Origin of the sequence: Hyalangium gracile, from assembly GCF_020103725.1 — a bacterium.
In the GTDB taxonomy this organism is placed as follows: domain Bacteria; phylum Myxococcota; class Myxococcia; order Myxococcales; family Myxococcaceae; genus Hyalangium; species Hyalangium gracile.
Genome location: NZ_JAHXBG010000037.1, coordinates 85,104 through 107,885, shown reverse-complemented (window position 1 = coordinate 107,885; position 22,782 = coordinate 85,104). Strand labels below are relative to the sequence as shown.

Sequence of the window (22,782 nt, the reverse complement as noted above, 5' to 3'; positions counted from 1 at the left end):
GAGCTCTTCGGCCAGCTCGTTCGTGAGCAGCCCGTTTTCCGCGAAACCTTCGGCGTTATATGAGGGGATGCCTCAGGCTGGGCCCATCGCGTTCTTGAAGTCCCTCATGGACTTGAAGGCCCTGAAGCCAGCCTTGGTCGCACCACCAGCACTGCCCGCAGCCCGCGCTGTCATGGCGACCGCATTGGGGGACAGCGCGATAGTGATGCCCTCGGCACTGATGGCGACCGACTCCACTTGAGCCAGAGCCGGGGCCGTCAAGCGGATGTTCAGCTGCGCCTCGGCCACCACTGCCGCCTGCCTGGCCCCAGGCAGCTTCGGGAGGGTCGCCACGATGCCTGTCGCCGTGTTTCCCAGAGCCACAGTGCCCAGCATGACGAAGGCTCGCGCGGCCTTCTCCCCCATCGTCTCCCCGAACTTCTCTCCTGCCGCGGAGATGGCATCGAAGGAGGTCGCCTCATCCACTTCCTTCATCAGCACCAGCCACCCATCAATGAGGCGCCACACCGTGTCCCAGCCCAGATAGGCCACGGCCCCCACCATCAGCAGCGCAGCCACGCCCTTGCTCACCGGCTCGGGGAGCACGAGCAGGATCGCGTACATGGTCAGTCCGCTCACCACTGTCGCCACCACCGCCTGTGGGCTCACCAATCGCCCGAGTTCCTCCTTCATGGCCCCCAGCACCCTGCTCTGCGCAATGGCCATGGCCAACGCGTACCTGGCATCTCCATCCAGGAAAGGCTTATCCACCAGCAGGCGCAGGCAATCCCCGGGGCCCCATGTCCGCTCGCACCACAGCAGGTAGCAGCGCTTCAGCTCCTCGTCCTCGGGCAGCAAGCGCAGGTTCCGGGCGCTCCCCGGTTCCGAGGCCATGAGGCGCTGGCTCCTGCCCTCATACCAGTACCAGCCGCTTCGCTCGGGCACTCCAAAAAGCCGCCTGGCATACTCCAGGGGCCTCTCCACAACTGGCACGGAGGGGGCATGTTCCGCCACCGCCTCCTTGAACTCCTCTTGGCTCACCTCCACCGGTTCTACGTCGCGGCGTGGCACATGGACGCGGGGCTCGCCCTGGCCTGTGTCCAAGCGAACGACCTTCGTTGGGCTGCTGCACCCCGCGAGGAATGCGGCCAGCAGCACCACCGCCAAGCGTGGCATATGAGGCCTCCTGAGCATGCCCCACGCCAGGAGCAGCACCCGCGATTACAGCGGAGCCATGACAGGTCCGTCAATCACGGAGGCTCACGGACACCTGATGCGATGGGGACCAGCAGGTGGAGCATGGTGAGCCCCGACCTGCCCTACACGGATTGAAGTCCATGGCCTTGAACGCCTTGATCGAAGAGGTCTCGCGCCACCACTCCCCCAATCCACCGGCCACGCCCGAGCAGATCGACGCGTTCGAGCAGCGGGTGGGCTGGCGCGGGATTTTAATAAACGATGCAGTCGAACTTCTCGACAACAGCCCGGAGTTCCTCCGGGGTGGTGTCCAACTGCTTTGCAATGGTGAGGGCGTGTTCAGTCAACGCCTTGGTGCAAGCCGGTTGGGTGTGAAGTTCGTCCACGACGACAGAGCCAAACCGGCCCGGCCACGTCGCGCTGCGGAGTTTGGAGGCATGGCCAATGGGGTCCAAGATGGTGAAGCAGGGCCACTTCGGAAAGCGGATGGTGGCAGGGTCAGAGCCCATGATACGGCAGCCATCCAAGCGAGCCTCGGTGAAGTCGCAGTCCTCGATGGCCCCGTGCTCCCAACCTGTGCCGTAGTCGGGCCAGTGCCCAAAGTCGCACCCAGTCAGCCGCCCCTTGAAGCGGCACCCCTTGAGGGAGGCCTTCACCCATTGCTGGTGGTTTTTCAGTTCCTGCTTCACCTCGAAGGTGCAGTCAATGAACCGAGCCCCAACGATGATCAGGTTCCTTGCGGAGACCTTCAGGATGACAGTGCAGTTTCTAAGCAATAGGTTGGGGCCAAGGAAATAGAGCGAATTCTTGTCAGTCAACTCCAGCCGCTCGTCTACAATCTCCTTGTTCTCCATGAGAACGTTCTCGAGCCATCCCATGGTTGCTCCTTTTAGAAGGTGAGCATCCGGAAGAACTCACCCGTCATGCGCCTGCCATGACGCGCGAGATTCGACTCCGTGCCGGAGAGAATCTCGTACTTATGGCCCGTCTTCAGGTCAACCACGTCCACTCCCTGGTGTTTGTACCGAAGGCTCCCTCGCAACCGGGCTTTGAGCTCTTCGTGTACGAACCGCCCCTGGGCCTCGCGCTCCAGCAACCGCGCCAACCAATATTCGCCCCTCTGCCTGGCATCGTCGATGGCTCTTCGCTCGTTCTGGCTGAGCCTGTGGGGCCCCCACTCCTTCGCAGCCCTGGTGACAGCATCCTGGAGCATGTCGCCCACCTGATCCTCGGCGGGAATGTCGGCCACCGATCTGCCACGAGGCAAGTGCCAGCGCTGGCCGTCGCTGAGTTCCACCTGCCGGTTGCCGCCTCGGTGACGAATGAGGGTTTCGGCGGAGCGCCCCCCAGGAGCGTGTCCCCCGCTCCGGCCGCGCCCCTTCTTGAGCATCACCACGGCCATGGGGCCCTGAGGAGAGATGGCGACCGTTTCCACTGACACCACGGCCTTGGCCAGCGCCCCCTCCGTCGTGAGCGCCGCCTCCGTGCCCTCCAAGCGCCCCATGGCGGCGGCACCGCCCTGAGCCTCGAACTGCGCCCCCGCGAGGTTGAATCTCGGCAGCAGTCTCACCCGCGCAGCCACCTGTCCCACCGTGTGCCCGCTGAGAGTGGCCACGGCGAGAATCATGGCCCGTGCCGCGTCCTCGCCCAGCACCTGGCCGAATTTCTCGCCCGCCGCGCGCAACTCTTCGAAGGTGGGGGCGTCGTGCGCTGCGTCGGCCATGCGGGCCCACCCGTCCATCAGCCCGTACACCGTCTCGAGGCCCAGGTAGCCCATCAGGAGGAGGGTCATGCCGGCAGCGACGGCTTTGGTCGTCGGCTCGGGCACTACCCACATCATGCAGTAGAGGGCCACCGTCCAGACGACCATGGAGACGAGTGCCCGTACGTCCAGCAGCTCGCGCGCCAGGGCCGCCTGCGTCTCGTCGAGCACAGTGCCGAAAGCGAACGCCAGAGCCAGGGTGCGCCGGTCGTCCGTACGCAGGTAGGGCCCGTCGTCCAGCAGGCCCAGGCAGTCGCCTCCTCCTCGTGACTCGCACCACTGGAGGTACTTCGCCTTCAGGGCTGCATCCGCCTCGGGGGCAAGGCGAACCAGCCCCTCCTGACGCTCGGGCACGAGGGTGTAGGCTTGATGGCGATACACCTCCAGCAGCCAGTCCCCCTGGCTGTCCACAGTCTCGACGCCCTCGGGTGGTCGCAGGAGGTCGAGCAACTCCCGGGCGGCCTCTCGTGGAGCTTTCACCCCCAGCCGCACCTCGCGAGCCAGGCGTAGGAAGGACTGCTGGAACTCGGCCCTGGGGATGGGCACTGGCCGCGTAGGCACGGCGCCAGGCTCGATGAAGTCCATGACGTACAACGTGGCGGACTCGAGCCCTGGCTCCACCGTGACGGCCACACGCTCCTCTGGTGCCGGCGGGGACGCGAGCGAGTTGGAGCGATAGGCCACGGAGCTGCCCTGTCGGGTGTTCGTGGCACACGCGAACTGAAAGAGGACGATGAGGACCCAGCCGCCAAAGCAGGGCCCCAGACGCGCGCCCGTAGCGGGTGCGCCGGGAAGACGGATAGACACGGCGCACCTCGGGAGCGACGTTGCCAGAAAGCCGTCGCTCCGGAACTACACGGGAGTACGGGCGCATGCGTCAAGCCACCGGGCCAGAGGCTTGCAGAAAGCATCCGGCCAATACCTGGAGCCGCACCCTTTGCCCGCGAGCAGGAGCACCGCAGGCGCGTCCTGGCGACCGAGGACCTGGAAGGCGATGCGGACTCCGTCGTGGTCGATGTGGTGCTCGGCCATGACCGCCGGCCTAATCCTCCTGGAGGAGGCAAGCAAGCGTCCCAAGCTGGATCCCCGCTTGCGGTGATAAAGTGACCTGATGAGTCGGCGGGTCACCAACGATGGTCTCGGGGCGCTCCAGATCCGTTTTCGCTACGAGAGCAGGCTCGTGGACGTCGTCAAAACGCTCCCCGCCCGCCACTGGAACGGCACCGAGAAATATTGGTCGGTTCCCGAGGAGAACGTGGTCGCGGTCGTGGACCAGCTACACGCCGAGGGATTCGACTTCTGCGAGAACACGCAGCGCCTGTACCGTGAACGTGGCGGTCAACTCGCCCTCGGCACGAATGAGCACGTACCTGGCGCTCCACGCAAGCAGGTGGGAGCGGCGACCGACCTCACCGTCTCGCAGCTCAATGAGAAGGTCCAAGGGGCCCTCCAGCGGGCGTTTCCAAACTCCCTGTGGCTCGTGGGTGAGATCTCCGGGCTCAACAAGGCCCGACACAGGAGCGTCGTCGGCTTCGAGCTCATCGAACGCGATGCGTGGGGAAAGGAATCCTCCAAGCTCAGGGCCGTCCTCTTCGGGCGCACGCTGCGAGACCTCGAAGACCGGCTCGCCAAGGCGGGTGACCCCTTCCAGCTCGAGGACGAGCTCCAGATCCGGGTGCGTGGGCGCGTCGAGCTCTACGTCCCGTGGGGCTCGTACCAGTTCGTGATCGAGGACCTCGATCTGGACTACACGCTGGGAGAGGTAGCCCGGCGACAAGAGGAGCTTCGCCGGCGGCTTGCCGAAGAAGGCCTCCTCGAGCGGAACCGCTCGCTGCCCTTCCCCCGGCTGCCCCTGCGCGTAGGCCTCGTGACGAGTCTGGAGTCGGACGCCTACCACGACGTGCTGCGTACGCTGGAGGAGTCCGGGTTCGCGTTCGACGTAGTGGTCCATGGAGCGCGTGTCCAGGGACGACAGACAGAGCCCTCGGTCCTGAATGCGCTGGACTGGTTCCGAGCCCATGCCGCGGAGTTCGATGTCCTGCTCATCTGCCGGGGCGGCGGCTCGCGAACGGATCTCGCATGGTTCGACTCGGAGGCCATCGCTCGGGCCGTCGCGACATTCCCCATCCCTGTCCTGGTCGGAATCGGCCATGAGCGGGACTTGTCTTTGCTCGACTTCGTGGGCCGAAGCGCCAAGACCCCGACAGCGGCGGCTCGCATGCTCGTCGATCACGTCCTGGAGTCCCGGGACGTGGTCGAAGCGCACCTGGAGAGAATTCTCGATCACGCCAAGGAGCTCCTCGAGGGTTCCTCGTCGGAGCTCGAGGAGCAGGCCCGCCAGATCCCACTCGTGGCCAAGGACCTCCTCGAGCGGAGCATCCAGACTCTTCGGGATGCGGCACGGCGGCTCCGCCGGGGCGCGGGGAGCGACCTCTCCTCCGAGTCGCGTCGACTCGACGAGATCGCTTCGCGGCTGGGCCCGTACGCCTCCAGGCAGCTCGCGATCGAAAGCGAGCGCGTCGAAGCGCGGAGACGTCGCCTGCTCTTGTTGGATCCACGGCGCGTGGTGGAGCGCGGGTACGCCATCTTGCGCACGGAGACGGGAGCGGTCCTCAAGGATGCCGCGCAGGCCCCCAGCGGCACCTCGCTCACGGCCGAGCTGAAGCGGGGCACATTGCGGATTCGCTCCGAAGGTCCGGAGAAGACATAGGCATATGGCACCCAAGAACTCGACGAAGAAGGATCCTGGCAGGGACATGGCAAAGCAGAAGCGGTCGACGAACGAGCCCTCCTACGGTGAGGCCGCGGCGCGGCTGGAGGAGATCCTGCAGGAGATCGAGGAAGGCCAGGTCGACGTCGACGAGCTCTCCGGGCTGGTGAAGGAAGCCGCCGAACTCGTGACGCTCTGCCGCGGGAAGATCCAGGCGGCGGAGATGCAGGTGAAGACCATCGCCGAGCAGCTCGAGCGCGAAGCCCCTGACGCCGAGACCGACGAAGATGATGCCGAGTAGGAAGCCCGCGTCACGAGCCAGTCCCCAGTCAACACCCAGAGTGGAGGCGGTGAAGAAACCGGACGCCAACACCTGGAAATTGGCGTATGCAGCCAGCGCATGGCGCGCATCATTGACGGGACCGAGATCAGCCGGGTGATGAGGGAGCAGATGGCCCAGGAGGTAGCGGCCCTCCGAGCCACCGGAGTCACACCCGGACTCTCCGTGGTGCTGGTGGGGAACAATCCGGCGAGCCAGGCCTACGTGGCCAGCAAGACGCGCGCGTGCGAAGCCCTGGGGATGAAGGGCCAGACGCTGAACCTGCCGGAGGACGTATCCAAGGACGAGCTGTTCTCTGTCATTGACCGCCTGAACTCCGATCCATCGGTGCACGGCATCCTGGTGCAGCTCCCCCTGCCCGCCCACCTGCCCTACAAGGCCGTGCTCGAGCACATCCACCCGGCCAAGGACGTGGACGGCTTCCATCCCCTCAACGCCGGCCTGGCCTTCGTGGGCGACCCCCGAGCGTTCGTGCCGTGCACCCCGGCCGGAATCATGGAGATGCTCCGCCGCGAGAACGTCACCACCCGAGGCAGGCATGCCGTCATCGTGGGCCGGAGCCTCATCGTCAGCAAGCCGCTGGCCTCGCTGCTCATGGCTCCCGGCCCCGACGCCACGGTCACCCTCACCCACCGGCACACGCAGGACCTCGCCTCCTACACCCGGCAGGCGGACATCCTCATCGTCGCGGTGGGGAAGCAGAACCTCATCACCGCCGACATGGTGAAGCCCGGCGTGGTGGTCATCGACGTGGGGCAGAACCGCGTCCCCGACGAGAGCTCCCCGCGCGGCTACCGCATGGTGGGGGACGTGGACTTCGACGCCGTCAGCGCGAAGGCCGAGGCCATCACCCCTGTCCCTGGGGGCGTAGGCCCGATGACCATCACGATGCTGCTCGCGAACACGATCCAGGCCGCGCGCCAGCTCCAGGCCACCAAGCCCACCGGCTAATGTGAGTGCCGCTCCTCAGGGCCTTCGACCGTGGTACGGGAGGGCTCCCAACCTTCGCCCCTCTCCACGGGGGGCAGGGCCTGCGGCGGAGTGGCGGGGTCTCCAGGGCGGGCGGAGGGCCGTCCGTAGTCGCGCTCGTAGATGCGCACCACGGCCAGGAAGAAGGCCACGCTGAGCGGCCCCAGCAGCAGGCCGATCGGACCGAAGACGGACAGGCCTCCCAGCAGGGCGAAGAAGACGATGACGCCGTGCATGTGCATGCCCCGCTTGGCGAGCAGCGGCTTGATGACGTTGTCCGAGAGCCCCACCACGATGATGCCCCACGCGGCCAGGACGATCGCGGCCACGGGGTGCCCGGTGGCGAGCAGCACCAGAGCGGCGGCCACGCACACCGCGGCGGCGCCAACGGCCGGGATGAGCGCGAAGAAGAACGTCACCGCCGCGAAGAAGATGGGAACGGGCACACCGGTGATGAGGTAGCCCACCAGCGCCGCGACCGCCTGCACGCCCGCGGTCGCGAGAGTGGACACCAGCACCGACCGGGTGACGCGGCGGAACTCGGTCAGCAGCTCCGTCGTCTGTCCTCGCTTGAGGGGGGACACACTCTCCAGCCACTCCACGAGCCGCTTGCCATCCACCAGCAGGAAATAGAGCGCGATGAGCATCATCACGGCCTGGAAGATCATCGAACCCGTGGCTGCCACCACTCCGCCCACCGTCTGGGCCGCGACGGCGCCCCGGGCGCTCAGCTGCTCCTGCAGGGTCTGCCACATCCCTGCGCTCCCCGACTGGAAGCGCTCCAACATGCGCGCGGCGGAGTCCTTGAAGGGCCCTGGGACGTAGGCCAGCAAGCCCTCCAGCCCTCGCTGCTGGATGAGGGTGGAGATGAAGTTCACCCCTTCGATGACCTGGGACACGATGAACGCCGTGAGCGCGGCGAGAGGCACCAGCAGGGCCAGGACGATGCCCAGGCTGATGATGCCGGCCGCCAGCCCGCTCCTTCCCCACAGGCGCTTCGTCAGCCAGGTCTGCATGCCAAAGAAGGCTCCGGCCAGCACCGCGGCCAGGAAGAACGCCTCGAAGAAAGGCGAGATGACCAGCAACACCAGGACGATGGATAGCAGGATGAGCCCGATGAAGACCCGACGCGATCCCTGGGTGGTGGCCATGCGCGAACGATGGGGGCGCCCCCCTGCTGGACGGTAGGGGTGGAAGTCGCACCATCCCCGTAACGGTTGGCGGCTCCGCCTGGTGGGCACGACAGTGCCCGGGCCTTCATGGCCTCCCCTGCCACTCCCCTGAGCGAGCGGCCGTCCACACCCGTGGAGGCCACCCAGGCTCACGCGCTGCGTGCATCGCGCTCGGAGCGGTAGTCCTCGATCGTGAGGTTGCGCACCTTGGAGAGCCGCCCCTCGTGGTTGTGCACGAATCCCACGCTCGAGACATAGGGCTCGATGACACGGATCTTCTGCAGGGGCGTCACGATGAGCAATTGCAGGTTGAGCCGACGGAAGAGCTCCAGCCCATACTGCGCCGACTCGTCCGAGCCGCGACCGAACGCCTCGTCGATGACGACGAAGCGGAACGAGCGCGAGCGCGTCTCTCCCCACTGCAGGCCAAACTGGTAGGCGAGGCTCGCGGCGAGCACCGTGTACGCGAGCTTCTCCTTCTGCCCGCCCGACTTGCCCCCCGAGTCCGTGTAGTGCTCGTGCTCCCGGTCATCCTCGCGCCAGCGCTCCGAGGCCGAGAAGGCGAACCAGTTGCGCACGTCCGTCACCCGCCGCGTCCAGCGCGCATCCACCTCCGTATGGCCCTCTCGCCCCCGGAAGCGCTCGATGATGCGCTTCACCTCGAGGAACTTCTTCTCCGAGTACGCGTCGTCCTCCGCGCCCGGGAGCGTCCCTTCCGTGCACGCGCGCAGGTCGTGCTGGAAGTCGCGCACGTCGGGGTCGGTGCTCGGACTGATCTCCAGGACGATGTAGCGGTCCGGGTTGTAGTCGATGGCCCTCAGTGAGCGGTTGATGGTGTCGACGCGCTCGCGGATGTCCTGGCGCTCTCGATGCAGCTGCGCCTGGAAGTTGGCCACCTCGCGGATGGTGTTCTCGTTCAACAGGCTCTTGAAGCGGACCTCGAAGCGAGGCAGGTCATCGCCGCGCAGCGACACCAGCATCGCCTTGTAGTCGCCCGCGGCGTCCAGGCTCGCATCCACCTCCTGCGTCTCCAGCGGGAAGGCCGCCCGGTAGGTCTGCATCGCTCGGACGATGCCGTCTCGCGCCCGCTCCTGCCGTTTGCCCTCCCCGTCGATCCTCCGCTGAAGCTCCTCGCGAACCTGCCGCTCGCGCTCCTCGGCGGTATCGGTATCGAGCGCGGCCCCCTTCCCTACTTCCGTGCACAAAGCCTCCACCCGCGGGTAGCAGGCCCGCATCGCCTCGGTGGCATCCCGCTGCGCCTGCTGACAGGCCGTCAGCACCTTGCGCGCGTCATCCTCCTGCACCTCCTGGCGCGCCTGACGCTTCTCCACCGCCTTCAGCTTCGCCTGTGTCGCCTCCAGCTCGCGCTCGCACTTGTCGAGCTGCCGCTCGAGCGTGCGCAGCACATTGGAGGCGGACTCGAGCTGCCGCAGGTGCACCTCCCCAAGCTGGATGTCCAGCGCGATGGACTTCCAGTCCAGCTCCCGGAAGCAGTCGAAGACGGTCAGCTTGCCCAGCAGCTCGCCCCGGCCTTGCAGGGCCTTGCGCTTCGCCTCAAGCTCCCGCCACTTCGCGGCCGCCGTCTGGAGCCGGGCCTCCAGCCCACGCGCCTTCGCCTCCAACGTCTTCCGCTTCCCCTCGTTCGTCCAGCCAAGCACCCAGCGCGAGCGGTCATCGAGCCGGTACCGGTCGTCCTTCTCGTGTCGCTCTCCGGCACCCTTGAGCTGCCCGGCCCGAGTCAGGGCCTGACGCGCGCGCTGGAACTCCTCCGGAGTGTCGCAGCACGCGTAGTCGAAGCGCCGCGCGAGCTCCGCCTCCAGCCAGCGGCACAGGCCCGAGTCGGACTTGATGGCCAGCTTGTGAACCAGGGACTGAGCCTGGGCCGTGGACGTCCGCCCCGCCCCCGCCTCCCGCACACGGTAGTAGACCAGCCGTGCGCCCAGATGGGTGCGCTCCACCCACTGCGCAACCCGCTGGTAGTCCCCGTCCGGCACCAGGAGCGAGAGCCCGAAGGCATGCAGCACCCGCTCGATAGCTCCCTCCCAGTCGCGCTCCTCCTCGCGTACCTGCAGCAGCTCACCGGCGAAGGGCAGCGACTCCGCATCCAACTTGAGCTCGGCGCACATCCGCTCACGGAGCTGGAGCATGCTGGCAGGGATGTTGGAGCGCCGCCGCCGGAGGGATTCGAGCTCGGTCAGGATCTCCTGATGGGAGGCCTTGAGCTCGCGGAGCTGGACCTCGGCATCCGTGAGCCCCTTCTGCGTCTGGGCGAGCTCCGTCTCGGCCTGCTCGCGCAGCGACTGGACGGCCTGCGTATTGGCCAGGAAGACGTCCGCATCAGCAGCCGCGGGGAGCCCGACCGCCTCAGCCAGCTTCCTGTAGCGCTCGGCCTTCTGCCACCGCGCCTCCTTCTCCTGCCGCCGCTGGTCGAGCTCGGCCTTGACCGATTCGATCCGCCCTCCCCCCTTCGCCGCGATCGCCTGCTTGATCCGGTCCCTCTCCAGTCCCTGCCGGCTCAGCGCCTCCTTGAGCTGCTCCCCTTCGAGCCGCAGCTGCTCGCGCTCCGTTCCCAGCTCCGCCAGGCGCGCCTCGGCGAACTTCGCCCGCTGCTCGGAGAACCAGGGCCGCAGGGCCTCGCGGCAGACCCGCAGCGCGTCCAGTTCGGCCGCCACGCTGGCGTAGCGTTCGCAGTCCTCGACCAGGGGCTCGAGCAGGCTGAGCTGACGCTTCGCCTTGAGCACCGCCTCGTGCGCCCGGTGGAGGTCATCGAAGTGGGAGATGAGCGCGGTCAGCCGTGTCTCGACGGTGGACGGCGGGAGCATGTGCTGGCGCACGAAGTCGGTCAGGTTCCCCACCGACTTCATCGACACCGTCTGGAGGAAGAGATCCAGCGCCTGCTCATTCTCGATCCCGAACCGCCGCCGGAAGGCCGCCTGGTAGGGCGGGAAGGTGTCATGCACCTCGCGGGTGAGCCCCTTGAGGCGCTTCTTCAGGTTCCCCAGGTCCGCTCCGAAGCGCGAGAAGTGCTCGGCGATGGAGAGCCGCGCGTCCGCCACGACATAGAACCGCGCGGGCTGGGCCTCCGTCTCGCGCATCCACAGCACCTGGGCCAGCGTGACGTCCTGCCCGTACCCCTCGTTGTGGAAGTGCGCGAGCAGCACGGAGTAGGTCGTCCCGTCACGCAGGAAGACGGGACGGGCACCACTCCCCGCCTCCGAGCGCTCGGACTTGTACTGCCCCAGGACGTAGGAGCGCAGGGTGCGCTCCCGGGACTCCGCCCCCGCGGCCTTGTTGAACGCCAGCTTCTGCGGCGGGACGAGCAGCGTCACCAGCGCGTCCACCAGGGTCGACTTGCCCGAGCCGATATCCCCGGTCAGCAGCCCGCTGTCTCCATGGAGCCCCAGGTTCCACACCTGCTGGTGGAAGGTTCCCCAGTTGTAGACCTCGAAGCGATGAAGCCGGAACCCGGCGCGCTCGTTGTGAGCGCCCACGTCGAGGAGATCCGCCTGGATGGCGGGACGTGCGATGGTCATGCGGTACCTCCATGGTCTTCGTTGAGGTGAGCGCGGTAGTCCGCGAGCCGCTGCTCGAAAGCATCCAGCCACTGCGCGTCGACGAACGCCTTGAGGATGCGACGGACCTCGAAGGTGTCATCGCTCTCGCGCAGCTTGCGAAGGAAGCCCAGCTCCACCACCTTCGCGATGTCCGCATCCAGCCGGTCCACCCGGCGCACCTCGTTGGTGCCGTCTGACTGGAACAGCCGCACCAGCTCATGGATGTCCTCACGCCGGAGCACGAGCCGGCTGCTGCCCCCGGACGCGTCCACATCCACCAGCTTCTTGCGCAGGAGCGCGAGGAGCAGGCTGACCCCATAGCTCAGCTGCCGGCGTGCCACGAGGCGCGGCAGCTCCTGCTCATCCCCGCCCATGGGGCGCTGGCGCAGACAGGCATAGCCCTCCGCTTCGTCGAGCATCAGCTGCAGGCCCAGCACCAACACGTGGTCGCGCACGCGCCCTTGCTGCTGGAGCAGGGTCTGCCAGAGGACCGGATCGTCCTCCTGGTAGAGCACTCCCTTCATCAGGGAGACGAGCACACGGGACAGGGACTCAGGAGAACCAGCGGGGGGACACGTAGGAGTGGTCATCGGAGGAATAGCACCAGGGGAAGGGTCGCGCGGCGTTCGCAGCCGCGCGCATCGGTCCAGAAGAAGTCTTGGGTGTTGGAGTCATCGATCGCGGCGCGTCGGTTCTCGGCCGCGAGGCTGAGGTAGACCACCAGCTCGGCCAGGCCATGCTCAAGCGGGTGTTCCCGTACGAGCTCCGCGAGGGACACCTGCTCGCGCGTCCGAAGCGCGTCACGGACATGCTCGCGCAGCTGCTCCTTGTCGATGAACATGCGCGCGAAGAGCGCCTCCGAGGGAACCTCCCCGGACGCCTCGCGCACCTCGGTGTCCGTCAGCCTCGCCTGCACGGGCGGCGAGAACAGCGGCCGCTCCACGGGCAGCTCGAGCGAGGGAGCCGGCTCGTCCAGCTCCATGAACGCGGCTCCGGGCGGGTGGTTGCGGATCGCCAGCGCGTGCTGCTCGACACCGCGCAGCAGCTGCATGATGCGGCGGTTCTCCAGCCATACATGCTCGTCGAGGTAGCGCCGAAGCTGACTGGAGAGCCGCGCCACGGTGCGCTGCGTGTGCTCGCCCGCTTCGAGCCAGTCGAAGTGGATGCGCGTCAGCCGTGGGTCCGGCTGCAGCGCCTGCACGGCCGGATGCGCCAGCACCCGCTCGAGGCTCCGGGTGAGCTCCTCCTGTCGCGCCGGCGACATGAGGAAGTCCCAGAAGGCCCGGAAGCTGCGCCCCTCGTCCGAGCCGCTGATGGCGTCGTGCTCGCCGAACACCGTCTCCAGCAGCTCTCCTCGGGTTCCCTCCCAGGTCGCGATCCGCTCGCGCAGGGCTCGGTCGAGCTCGTGGAAGCCGTGCTCCAACTGCCGGAAGTCCGCCAGCAGCCCATGCGCGGTGTCCGCCATCTGCTGGAACCGCTCCCGGATCGCGGACTCCTCCATCATCTCCAGCTGTCCGGCACGCACTCGGGCGATCTCCGCCTCGAGCTCGGCCTTCTGACGCTCCAGCTCGGCCAGGCGCGCCTGCGGATCCTGCTCGGTTCCCTCTGTCATCTGCTTCAGCAGATGAAACACGGTGAGCAGCCGCGATTCCGTCCCCACGAAGGGCCGCTCGCTCAGCTGGGCAAGCCAACGGATGGCTCGCTCGGCCGCGGGCGTCAGGTCGAAGTGGGGCTCGTCCGAGCCGGGGGGATAGAACTTGCGCAGCCAGCCGCACAGGGCCCCCGCCCAATCATCCAGGTAGGCCTCCGCCGTGCGAGGAAGCGAGCCCTCCCCCAGACGCTCGCGCAGGGCATGCAGATGGTCTTCCAAGCGCAGCGACAGCTCGCGCTGAGACCAGGCCCGCGCCTTCGCCTCGATGAAGCTGCCGTGCAGGAAGCTGATGACGAACGCTGCATGGTCCGCGACGAGAAGCCGCCATGCCGGATGCTTGTCACGAAGGGTCTCGAGGGTCGCGAAATCCATACATCCCCCCTACACCCCAGGACTGACATGGGTGGCGCGACCTCTCAGGGAGGATCTTCGGCCAGCAGCCAGGCCCTCCGTCTGTCTGGATGCAAGGTTGATTGGCAGGCTTTGCCTTGTACGTCTGGTCGCTCGGCCTCAGTGCTTCTTGAGGGCGCTCTTCGGAACGATCAGCACCACCTCGTCGTCCTTCGTGATGTTGCGCTTCTTCTTCGCGCTCTCGTGGACGAGCACGCCCGACATCAGCTTGTAGTTGAAGGTCTTCAGCACGCCGTTGTCGTTACGAATGATGCCGACGTCGTTCCCCGAGGCCCCGCCGCTGTAGTCCCAGCCGTGCATCGTCTGGAAGATGATGGTGCCCGCGGGGATCTGCCCCGCCGCCACCGCAGTCAGCACGTCTCGCCCCTGGCAGACGTAGGCCTTGGCGTTGCCGTACGCATTCTTCCCGCCCGATGTCTTGCTCTCAATCGTGCGCTGCTCCGAGCCAGCAATCGGCACCGACTCCCACTGCCCCGAGTTGAGCAACTGGACCATCGCTCCCCGCGAGTTGTTCGGATCATTTCCGGTCGTGCTGTAGGTCGGCACTCCCAGCGCGGTCATGTTCGTACGCACCTGCGTCACGCAGGTGCCGTCAGCGCCCGTCGTCAGCTTCCCCGTCGCCAGCTTGACGATGTACGCGTTCTTGCTGTCGATGGTGAAGCCTTCACCACCGTCGTCCTCCTGCGATGAGCCGCCCGGCGTGAGGTACGCCAGCGCGCGGTCCAGCTCGGAGCCGCCCCACCAGGAGTTCGACAGATCGGCCTTGAGGTCCGCCACCACATCCACGCCATAGAGGCTCTGGTAGACGCTCTTGAACTCCTTGATGAGCCTCTCGTCGTAATTCAGCCTGGCGAGGTTCGTGTAGATCGTCTGCTCGTCCGTTCCGATTCCGCTCACGGCGCCATGGACGTTCCGGGCAATCTCGTTGAGGTCGACAGCCTGCGTGGGCTGAGACGGCTTCTTCCCAGTCCCCTTGGTCGGCTCGGTCTTCTTCTTCGGATCCTCGACAGGCTTCTGGGTGGTGGAGCCGCTCCCCTTCGTGCCCGAGCTCGTCGATGACAGCGTGCCGGTCCGCATCGAGGCCACGTCGTTCTTGGAGCGGCGGCCGACCTGCCCGTACCAGAGCGAGTCTTCCATCTCGAGGGCGGCCGCCTGGTAGTCGGTTCTCTGGAGCGCTTGAATCAGCTTCTTGAACTTGCCGAACCCGGTCGCTCCCAGGTTGAAGATCATGTCGAGCACGACGATCTTCCGCGCGTCATTCAGGGCGTCGTACGTCTTCTGTCCGAGCAAGGTCCGAGCGGTCTCGACCACGCCCTTCACGTCCGCCTCGAACAACGCGTCGATCTGCGCGTCCGTCAGCTTCGTGCGCCCGGCCTTGACCGCCGCGTAGTCGACCCCCAGCGCCTTCAAGCTCTGCTGGGCACCTTCCCGATCCAGGTTGAAGCCGATGCCCACCGTCGGGTGTCCCTTGGTGTCGGTGTAGACCTGGTAGCGGCGATCCTCGTGCAACGTGATCCAGTCCTTCAGCGCGGTATTGAAGTTCCCGGAGAGGGGCGTCGTGTTTCCCGTGGAGCCAGTGGTCGTGTTTCCCGTGGAGCCGGTCGTCACGACCGTCGTCTTCGGCTTGCTGTCGGTGGTGGTCCCCGTGCCAGTGCCACTCCGAGCCGCGGTGACGGCCTTGCGCACCCGGGGCCAGTCGAAGTTGTCCGCCGGGTCCGTCTTGCGCTTCGGGGCCACATCCCGGTGTCCGAGGATGTTCTCCATCGGGATGTCGTACGTCACGGCCAGGTACGGGACGAGCTTCTCCAGCGCCTCGTACTGCTCCTCGGTGAAGGGCGTCTTGCCCAGTCCGTCGTTCGTGAGCTCGATGCCGATGGAGCGCGAGTTCACGTCCGTCTTCTCTTCCCGGATCGCCGACACGCCCGCGTGCCACGCCCGCTTGTCGTCATCCACCAGCTGGTAGACGGTGCCATCCGGCGCGATGAGGTAGTGCGCGCTCACCCCCGTGCCCTTCTTGGTCAGCTGCACCAGATCCTGCGCCGCGTTGTTGCTCGCGGTGTGGTGCATGATGATGGCGTCGATCTTCGTCGAGCCACGCGAGCCATAGTTGGCCGAGGGCTTGCTCACGACCGCGGGCTTCTCCACCTGGACCACGGACGTACCGCCCTGCTCCGAGGTCTTCACACCTCCTGGCTGGACCACGGACGTGCCACCCTGCTCCGAGGTCTTCCCGCCTCCCGACTTCAGGCCATCGACCCACTTGCCGTTGGCGAGGATCTTCCCGTCCTTGTCACCCTTGAGCTGGAGATCTCCGTCCGTCACCAGCTTCTGCAGATCCTTCACTCGCGAGCGGGAGCCCTCGATCATGGCCGCGTCCTTCTCGAGGCTCTGCTTCTCCTTGGCGGACTTCTTGGGGTCCTTGGCGGCCTTGCTCCGCTTCTCCGCGAGCCTCTTCAGGCGCAGATCCCGCTGCGTGTTGAACTCCTTCAGCCACTCGGCCTCCGTGTAGTCCTTGCCCTTGAGGCTCGTGGCCGTCGAGGTCCGGACGTCGCTCAGGCCGCCCTGGATGTTGGTGTCGTAGTACATGGCCAGGGCCAGCGGAGACTCGAGCTTGTCGGCCTTGGCTCCCTTCTCGGCCGCGGGCCAGTACTTCTCGGCGAAGACGGCATCCTGGATGGTGCCCATCAGGGCATCATCGGCCGCCGCCAGGAGCAGCTTCTTGAAGCCCGCATCCTCCCTCAGGGACTCGTCCTTCTTGTTGACCTTGGGCATGTAGACGGACAGCTGCTTCGCCGTCACGCTCTGCGACTGGTCCACGTACTTCTGGAGGATGATGCCGAGCGTTCCCGACGCCAGCGTCGCCTGGTGCTTCCCGTAGCTGACGATCCCGCTGTCCTTGTTCTGGTAGGCCTTCGCCTGTCCTCCCTCGAAGGCGCCGGTGATGCGGAAGGCCACCTCCATGACTTCGTTGATCGTCGGAGCACCGTCCTCGGACGTGGTGGTCCTTCCCTGCGTGTTCAGCGGCTTCGTCTCGGTAGCCGGCGTCTTCTGGGGGAGGGTCAGCACCTGCCCCATGAAGATGGCGTCCGTCTCGGAGAGGCCGTTGGCCTCGCGCAGCTCCTCCACCGAGACGACGTACTCGAGGGCAATGTCTTCCAGTTTCTCGCCCGCCAGGACCCGGTGGGTCGGCGACTGCGCCGGAAGGAGCTGCTCGGCGGTGACCGGCTCCGGGAGCTTCAGCACCTGACCGACGTAGATGCGATTGACGTCGCTGATCCCGTTCGTCCGGGCGAGCACGTCCACGGCGACATCGTGCCGCCGGGCGATGGCAGACAGCGTATCTCCCGATTTGACCCGGTATTCGTTGCTGGGCATGGGCTTCTCACCGCCAATCGAGGCACTCCGCGCCGAAACCGCAGTCTAGACGCGTCGAGCCTCCAGGGGGACCCCCGAGAGGGCTCTCCCCAGTCCTTCCCCCACCTGGTTCGGGCTAGTGTAGGGCCTCCACCTCGAGCGCCTGACTGGAGCCCATGGACGCCACCCATCCGACAGGCACGCGCGTGCGCTGGCTCGTCGCCGGCGCCCTCCGGCCCTCGCCCTCGGGCCAGCGATTTCCGCTCACGCGGGACTCCTTCGCCGAGCAGCTCGGCCGCTCCACGAGCGGCCTGCGCATCCCCGTCCAGGACCGCATCGGCTCCGGCGATGCGAACTCCTATGAGGTCTCCTTCCCCTCGCTCCACGCCTTCCAGCTCTCGGAGCTCGTCGACTCGACTCCGGACCTGCGCGTCCTGCGCGGCGCCCATGCGGCGCTCTGCGGCGCCGGAGCGCTCCATCCGGATGACGCGGCGCACCTCCAGTCCGTCATGGGGTCTGGCCGGCTCGCCGCCGCCATGGCCCAGGCCGCCCAGGGCTCGCGCTCGCCCGAGGAGGCCCGTCGCTCCGCGCTGGCGGTCCTCGAGGAGACTCTCTTCACCACGGCTCGGGACATCCTCCAGCACCCGCGGGTGGCGCGACTGGAGTCCGCCTGGCGCGGGCTGCAGTGGCTGTGGGAGCACTGCCCCGCCTCCGCCGGCCTGGAGCTCGAGGTGCTCGACGTCGAGCCCCACTCGCTCCTGGAAGCGCTCACCCAGTGCCTCGACGTCGCCCCCCTCCAGCGGCCGGATGCGTGCTTCATCCTCGACGAGAGCGCGGACCTCGACGCCCTGCGGCAACTCGCGGCCCTGGGAGAGCAGGCCTCGCTGCCCATGGTGGTGGCCGTGCCCCACTCCCTCCTCGGGGAAGGACCGTCTCCCTCGAGTGACACGGAGGCGCGCCTGCGCGAGCAGTGGCGACGGCTTCGCGCCGAGGAGTCCTCGCGCTGGCTGTGTGCCGCCCTCAACCCCGTGGTGATGCTGGCCGAGCAGCACGGAGGCATCCGCCGTCAGTGCTTCACCAGCCCCGTGCTCGCCGTGGCCGCCCTGCTGGCCGCGAGCTTCCGCGACACCCGCACCTTTGGCCGCCTCGGCGGTCCCGGCAGCAGCACCCGAGCCCCCGCGGTGTGGAAGCCCCAAGCAGGCTCGACCGTAGCCACCGAGGTCTGCCTCTCCCTGCGAGAACAGGAGCGGCTGGCCGCGCAGGGCCTGCTCGGCGTGAGCGGCTGGTGGGACTCGGATGCCGTGATGCTGGCGGCGGCTCCCACCGTGTACGGCGGCAGGGATGCCACGCCGCTCCCCGCGCAGCTCCTCACCGGCCGCCTCGTCCGCCTCGCCCAGGAGCTCACCGAGCGCCTACCCGCGGGCGCCGCGCCGGACGCGATCGCAGCCGCCTTCTCCCGAGCCGCCGAGGTCTTCCTGCCCACCGGCTCGAAGCAGGACTGCCAGCTCCATGCCCGGGTGGTGTCCACCGGGCGTGGCGAGCGGGGCGTCCAGGTTCGCGCCTCCGTGCGGCCCGAGCTGGCGGGAACCCACCTGCAGCTCGCGTTCACCCTGCCCCTGCCCGGCTGAACCGCGCTCGCGTCGGCGGGCTCGCGGCCTCAGGGCAGCTTGAAGCTCTTGGCGATGGCCCCCGTGGCGTCCTGCCAGGTCCTGGCGCCCTGAGGGTGGCTCCACTCGAAGCCATAGAGGACACCGTCCTTCTCCACATGCTTGAGGTAGAGCACCCGCCCCTTCGCGTCCTCCCCCGAGAGCACGAACCACCCCTTCCCCTTCGGCTGGTAGGTGACGCGAATGCCCTGCTTGCGCCACCTCGCCAGCGAGGTCCTCCGCTGCCAGGCCAGGTTCGTCTTGCCCTCGGGCTCTCCCTCGAGCTCCATCACCTGGGCGGCCCACACCTTGAGGCTCACGTCGCCCGCGGCGCTCTTGAACTCCTGGCCATCTCCGTTCCCGGACTCGCCCTGCCCCTCCAGCCCCGCGGGAATCCCGATGGTGTAGCCGTAGCGCTCGTTGGCGTAGGTGCTCCACCCCTCCGGAGTCGGAGCGGCGACGACGAGCAGGGAGACCAGGGCGGACAGGAACATGCGAGCACCTTCACGAGAGCGGTCCTTCCCAGCATATCGTCCCCCTCATGAAGATGCTGATGACGACACTGGGTCGCTTCTCCGTGCTGTGGCTGGGGCTCGCCGCGTCCAACGCTCTGGCGGGCTCCTGCTTCTGTGACATCGATCTCTACCCGAAGGTCCTGCTGGGCAAGGCCACGCCCCAGGACCTGGCGCAGTGCGAGCAGCGCCCCAGCCGCTCCGATGCGCTCGGCTGCATGCGGGCGCTCTCCTTCAAGAACGTCCAGAAGGGGGACCAGACCGCCGAGTCCTTCCGGCTCGGAGTGGAAGCACTCGTCGCAGCCACGAAGGACAAGGCCCTCTCCAAGGACGCGACCTCCCTGCTGCTCACCTCCCAGTCGTACCGGGATCCCGAGCTTCGCGCGAAGGTCCGCCCCGCCATGGAGCGCGCGGGCCGGGCGCCGCTCTGGGACACGCTGGTGAAGGCCTCCAGTGGCGACGCGGCCGGCTTCACCCAGGCGCTCTACTCCTACTGCGAGCAGTACCCCATCATCTCCGCGCTGGAGCTGGACAACGTGTCGCTGGCCCAGCTCTGGCCGCCGCCCTCGGGCGTGAAGCCCGCGGACGCGCGCAAGCGCTTCTCCTGTCCGTATGGGCAGAACCTCGTGCTGGATGCCGCCATCCGTGCCCTGAGCGGGGACCTGCCGGCCGAGCCCCTCGCCCTGCTGTCGCCGCAGCAGCTCCGCATCCTGCGCAACGCGGTGTACGCCCGGCACGGCCGCACCTTCCAGGCGAAGGATCTGCAGGACTTCTTCTCGCAGGAGCCGTGGTACCGCAAGGACCCGGCCTACACGGATGCCGTGCTCACGCCGCAGGACCAGCGCAACCTGGAGGTGATCCAGGCCGCGGAGTCCCGAGCGAAGAAGTAGTCCACCGCTCGATCGCCTCGAGCGGGCGCGGGCTACGCCGCGGCCAGCCTCGGATCCACCTGGCCGGTCTCGTTGGACCAGTACTCGACGACAGGCTTGCCACCAAAGGTGGTGCTGTCGTGCACGTGGCCATCCTCGACGTTGTTCGCGCCAGCCTGGGAGAGCGCGGGCCCGTTCGCGGTCACCTCTCCCGGACGGATGACGCCGATGTGGCCGATGCCACCGGGGTTGCGCCAGATGACCACCACCGGGAAGCCCTTGTTGGCCAGGTCCTGGGCCTGCTTCCACACCGCGGGCCGCTTGGACTCGGTCTGGGAGTCCGCCGGCCGGTTTGTCTGGCCCAGCATCTTCCACCCGAACCGGCCCCCATGATCCTTCAGCCACGCCTGCGTGGCGTTGGCGTTCAGCTCGCGGTTCTTGGCGCTCTGGCCGGAGGGGTTGTTGTCCTTGTCGACCCAGTGTGGGATCTCCGTCCCCATCGCCTTGGTGACGTCCCACGCGAAGATGTTGCAGAAGGTCGATGCGCTCGTCCGCGCGTAGCGCCGATTCACCGTCACCGCGAACTGCTTGATGACCGCCAGGTAGGTCTCGGCGCTGCGGCGGTTGGGGTCTCCCTTGACCGGGGCATCCAGGGGCACCCACGCGTCCTTGACCGTCCCTGGCGCCGGCGTCTTGCCGTCGTAGACCGCGACCGAGGTGGAGGAGTTCGACTTGTGGTCCGTCGAGGGCGTCTCCTGCTTCGGCTGCTCCGTCTGCGTCTTCGGTTTGGCCTTCTTCAGGACCTCGAGGGTCTCCTTGTCCACGGTGCCCTTCGGGCTGGACACCTCGGCGCTCCGCTGGAAGTCCTGGAGCGCGGCCAGCGTCTTCGGACCGAACTTCCCCGGCCCTGTGTCCATATCCGCCTGGGTCAGGTAGCCCGTCTGCACCAGCAACTGCTGCACCTCCTTCACGGCCGGGCCCTTCATGCCGTACGTCAGCACGGCCTTGCCCGCGGCCACGGCGGCCAGCGAGGGCGCGTCCGTGGAGCTGGTGGTCGAGCTGGTCGTCGAGCTGGTGGTCGAGCTGGTCGTCGTGTTGGTGGTGGTCGTCTTCGTGTTGGAGGTGGTGGTCGTCGTGTTCGAAGCGCTGGGGTCGATCGGGCCCATGCCCAGGGCGATCCCATCGAACTGCGCGAGCTTGTGCTGGCGCATGAGCTTGATGAGCTTCGTGGAGTACTCCGGATCGGTGGCGTAGCCCGCCTTGTGGATCTCCTCGGCGAACCGCTCGCAGTCGTCCGTGTGCTTCATGGCCTCGGCATAGCGCTTGTTCACGATGAAGAAGCGGCCGTGGTCCGCGAAGGACTCGGACGGGGTGTTGTACACACGGAAGCCGTCCTTGATCACCACGTCCTTCCCGTCGAGGTGCTCGCCGGTGCTCAGGACGATGGTGCCGTTCACGCTCTTGCCCTTGATGCCGAAGTAGTTCTTGTACTTCGAGGCCAGGGTGGACTTGCCCCAGCCGCTCTCCAGGATGGCCTGCGCCAGCGTTACCGAGGCCGGCACTCCCGTCTCGCGCTGGCTCAGGATGGCGTCCGCCGAGTGCCCGTCGATGAACGCGTTGCCCGTCTTGGGGATCTTGATCCCCTTCAGGTCCGTCAGCGGCAGGGAGCTGCTGGAGCTGTTGGAGGTGTTGGTGGAGGGCTTCGTGACGTTGGTCTCCGCCACCACTGTCGCCGACGGCGTCAGGTTGATGTGGAGGCAGTTGTTCGAACGCTCGATGAGCGTGCTCAGCAGCGGGAACTTCTGGCCCTGCTCCTTGACGCACTTGTCGACCGCCGCCTGGATCGCGTCGAGGCTGCCGCCGGAGAGATCGAACGCATAGCCGGTGCGGTGCGGGCTGTACCCCACCTTGCCAATCTTCAGGCTCCGCGGCTTGGCGATGAGCCACTGCCGGCGCTTCTCGACGTCCGTCACCAGCGGGTTGCCTTTGTACTTCGCGTAGTAGTCGTTGATGATCCGCTCCTGGTCGGCATCCGAGCGGTAGCCCGACGTCATCACGACGCCCTTGGGCAGGTAGGGCGCGAGCACCAGGAACGCGGACTCGATGGGTTTGGTCAGCACCACCGAGGACCAGATCTGCGGGTGCTTCTTGCTGTAGCCCTCCAGCGGCAGCACCGTCTTGGTCTGCGTCCCCGAGCTGGACGTGTTGGCGCCGGTGGTCTTGGTGTTGTTGGTGGTGGGCGTCTTCTTGGGCGGGTTCGTCGTCACCAGGTGGGCAACGCCCGTGGCCAGCATGACGGCCGGATGCATCTTGACCAGGAACATCAAGTAGTCGAGGGCCTGCTGCGCCGCGGACGGGCTCTGCTGCGGCTGCGTCACCAGGCTCTTCGAGCCCGCCTTGCCCGGAATGGCGAGGCGATCTCCGGGCCAGATCGGATACTGCTTCTTCTTCTCCCGCTCCTTCAGGAACGCGTTCTCGGGCTGGGACTGGATCGTACTCACAGTCACACCCATCTTCTTGGCGATCCCCTCCAGGGAGTCACCGGACTGAACGATGTAGTAGCGGATATCGCTCATAACTCCCTGCCTTGGCGAACGAGGGCCCCCTCGGAGGCCGCCATGCTAACGTCATGCAGCGAGCAGTTCCAGGGGGGTAC

General features: G+C 67.1%; 14 protein-coding genes and 1 pseudogene. 5 read left to right on the top strand and 10 right to left on the bottom strand.

Annotated features, from left to right (window positions below; translation table 11 throughout):
• Positions 1 to 129: 129 nt before the first annotated feature.
• From sitA5 (KY572_RS43170) to sitA5 (KY572_RS43155), 3 genes and pseudogenes are all read right to left on the bottom strand, one after another.
• A pseudogene (sitA5, locus tag KY572_RS43170) lies at positions 130 to 1,155 on the bottom strand (SitA5 family polymorphic toxin); the annotation flags it as partial.
• 272 nt (positions 1,156 to 1,427) lie between these two features.
• On the bottom strand, positions 1,428 to 2,054 hold the full coding sequence (locus KY572_RS43160) for a hypothetical protein (protein WP_224249619.1): 627 nt from the start codon (positions 2,052 to 2,054) through the stop codon (positions 1,428 to 1,430).
• Positions 2,055 to 2,065: 11 nt separating this feature from the next.
• Positions 2,066 to 3,745, bottom strand: coding sequence for a SitA5 family polymorphic toxin (gene sitA5, locus KY572_RS43155; RefSeq protein ID WP_224249618.1), 1,680 nt, complete (start codon positions 3,743 to 3,745; stop codon positions 2,066 to 2,068).
• 373 nt (positions 3,746 to 4,118) lie between these two features.
• Here sitA5 (KY572_RS43155) and xseA point away from each other — a divergent pair, with 373 nt between their 5' ends.
• The 3 genes from xseA (at position 4,119) to folD (ending at position 6,939) form a co-directional block, all read left to right on the top strand.
• A complete protein-coding gene (gene xseA / locus KY572_RS43150) occupies positions 4,119 to 5,648 on the top strand; it encodes an exodeoxyribonuclease VII large subunit (RefSeq protein WP_224249617.1) in 1,530 nt (509 codons plus the stop codon).
• Between the two features lie 46 nt (positions 5,649 to 5,694).
• A complete protein-coding gene (gene xseB / locus KY572_RS43145) occupies positions 5,695 to 5,949 on the top strand; it encodes an exodeoxyribonuclease VII small subunit (RefSeq protein ID WP_224249616.1) in 255 nt (84 codons plus the stop codon).
• 99 nt (positions 5,950 to 6,048) lie between these two features.
• Complete coding sequence (gene folD, locus KY572_RS43140; RefSeq protein ID WP_224249615.1) at positions 6,049 to 6,939, top strand: bifunctional methylenetetrahydrofolate dehydrogenase/methenyltetrahydrofolate cyclohydrolase FolD; 891 nt, start codon at positions 6,049 to 6,051, stop codon at positions 6,937 to 6,939.
• Here the strand turns inward: folD and KY572_RS43135 are convergent.
• From KY572_RS43135 to KY572_RS43115, 5 genes are all read right to left on the bottom strand, one after another.
• Positions 6,936 to 8,108, bottom strand: a complete 1,173-nt coding sequence (locus KY572_RS43135) for an AI-2E family transporter (RefSeq protein ID WP_224249614.1) — start codon at positions 8,106 to 8,108, stop codon at positions 6,936 to 6,938. The two genes, folD and KY572_RS43135, sit on opposite strands and share 4 nt — an antisense overlap.
• Positions 8,109 to 8,278: 170 nt before the next feature.
• A complete protein-coding gene (locus tag KY572_RS43130) occupies positions 8,279 to 11,662 on the bottom strand; it encodes an ATP-binding protein (RefSeq protein WP_224249613.1) in 3,384 nt (1,127 codons plus the stop codon).
• Entirely contained in the window at positions 11,659 to 12,222 is a 564-nt protein-coding gene (locus KY572_RS43125; protein WP_224249612.1) for a DUF4194 domain-containing protein, read from the bottom strand. The genes KY572_RS43130 and KY572_RS43125 overlap by 4 nt, the downstream gene beginning before the upstream one ends.
• A 47-nt stretch (positions 12,223 to 12,269) precedes the next feature.
• Positions 12,270 to 13,706 carry a DUF3375 domain-containing protein gene (locus tag KY572_RS43120; RefSeq protein WP_224249611.1) on the bottom strand — a complete coding sequence of 479 codons (1,437 nt, stop codon included), beginning with the start codon at positions 13,704 to 13,706 and terminating at the stop codon, positions 12,270 to 12,272.
• A 138-nt stretch (positions 13,707 to 13,844) separates the two neighbouring features.
• On the bottom strand, positions 13,845 to 17,120 hold the full coding sequence (locus tag KY572_RS43115) for an N-acetylmuramoyl-L-alanine amidase (protein WP_224249610.1): 3,276 nt from the start codon (positions 17,118 to 17,120) through the stop codon (positions 13,845 to 13,847).
• Positions 17,121 to 17,275: 155 nt separating this feature from the next.
• Here KY572_RS43115 and KY572_RS43110 point away from each other — a divergent pair, with 155 nt between their 5' ends.
• On the top strand, positions 17,276 to 18,727 hold the full coding sequence (locus KY572_RS43110; RefSeq protein WP_224249609.1) for a type VI secretion system contractile sheath domain-containing protein: 1,452 nt from the start codon (positions 17,276 to 17,278) through the stop codon (positions 18,725 to 18,727).
• A gap of 29 nt (positions 18,728 to 18,756) precedes the next feature.
• Here the strand turns inward: KY572_RS43110 and KY572_RS43105 are convergent, their stop codons facing one another.
• Positions 18,757 to 19,239, bottom strand: a complete 483-nt coding sequence (locus tag KY572_RS43105) for a hypothetical protein (RefSeq protein ID WP_224249608.1) — start codon at positions 19,237 to 19,239, stop codon at positions 18,757 to 18,759.
• Between the two features lie 59 nt (positions 19,240 to 19,298).
• Between KY572_RS43105 and KY572_RS43100 the strand changes: the two genes are divergently transcribed.
• Entirely contained in the window at positions 19,299 to 20,147 is an 849-nt protein-coding gene (locus KY572_RS43100) for a YARHG domain-containing protein (RefSeq protein WP_224249607.1), read from the top strand.
• 32 nt (positions 20,148 to 20,179) lie between these two features.
• On the opposite strand, the gene KY572_RS43095 is transcribed toward KY572_RS43100, so the two are convergent.
• Complete coding sequence (locus tag KY572_RS43095) at positions 20,180 to 22,702, bottom strand: glucosaminidase domain-containing protein (protein ID WP_224249606.1); 2,523 nt, start codon at positions 22,700 to 22,702, stop codon at positions 20,180 to 20,182.
• Positions 22,703 to 22,782: the final 80 nt, after the last annotated feature.

Bases quoted from the DNA above. Each gene is read 5' to 3' on its own strand.
- KY572_RS43160 (WP_224249619.1), bottom strand. From the start codon at position 2,054: ATGGGATGGCTCGAGAACGTTCTCATGGAGAACAAGGAGATTGTAGAC.
- xseB (WP_224249616.1), top strand. From the start codon at position 5,695: ATGGCAAAGCAGAAGCGGTCGACGAACGAGCCCTCCTACGGTGAGGCC.
- folD (WP_224249615.1), top strand. From the start codon at position 6,049: ATGGCGCGCATCATTGACGGGACCGAGATCAGCCGGGTGATGAGGGAG.
- KY572_RS43135 (WP_224249614.1), bottom strand. From the start codon at position 8,108: ATGGCCACCACCCAGGGATCGCGTCGGGTCTTCATCGGGCTCATCCTG.
- KY572_RS43130 (WP_224249613.1), bottom strand. From the start codon at position 11,662: ATGACCATCGCACGTCCCGCCATCCAGGCGGATCTCCTCGACGTGGGC.
- KY572_RS43120 (WP_224249611.1), bottom strand. From the start codon at position 13,706: ATGGATTTCGCGACCCTCGAGACCCTTCGTGACAAGCATCCGGCATGG.
- KY572_RS43115 (WP_224249610.1), bottom strand. From the start codon at position 17,120: ATGCCCAGCAACGAATACCGGGTCAAATCGGGAGATACGCTGTCTGCC.
- KY572_RS43110 (WP_224249609.1), top strand. From the start codon at position 17,276: ATGGACGCCACCCATCCGACAGGCACGCGCGTGCGCTGGCTCGTCGCC.
- KY572_RS43105 (WP_224249608.1), bottom strand. From the start codon at position 19,239: ATGTTCCTGTCCGCCCTGGTCTCCCTGCTCGTCGTCGCCGCTCCGACT.
- KY572_RS43100 (WP_224249607.1), top strand. From the start codon at position 19,299: ATGACGACACTGGGTCGCTTCTCCGTGCTGTGGCTGGGGCTCGCCGCG.
- KY572_RS43095 (WP_224249606.1), bottom strand. From the start codon at position 22,702: ATGAGCGATATCCGCTACTACATCGTTCAGTCCGGTGACTCCCTGGAG.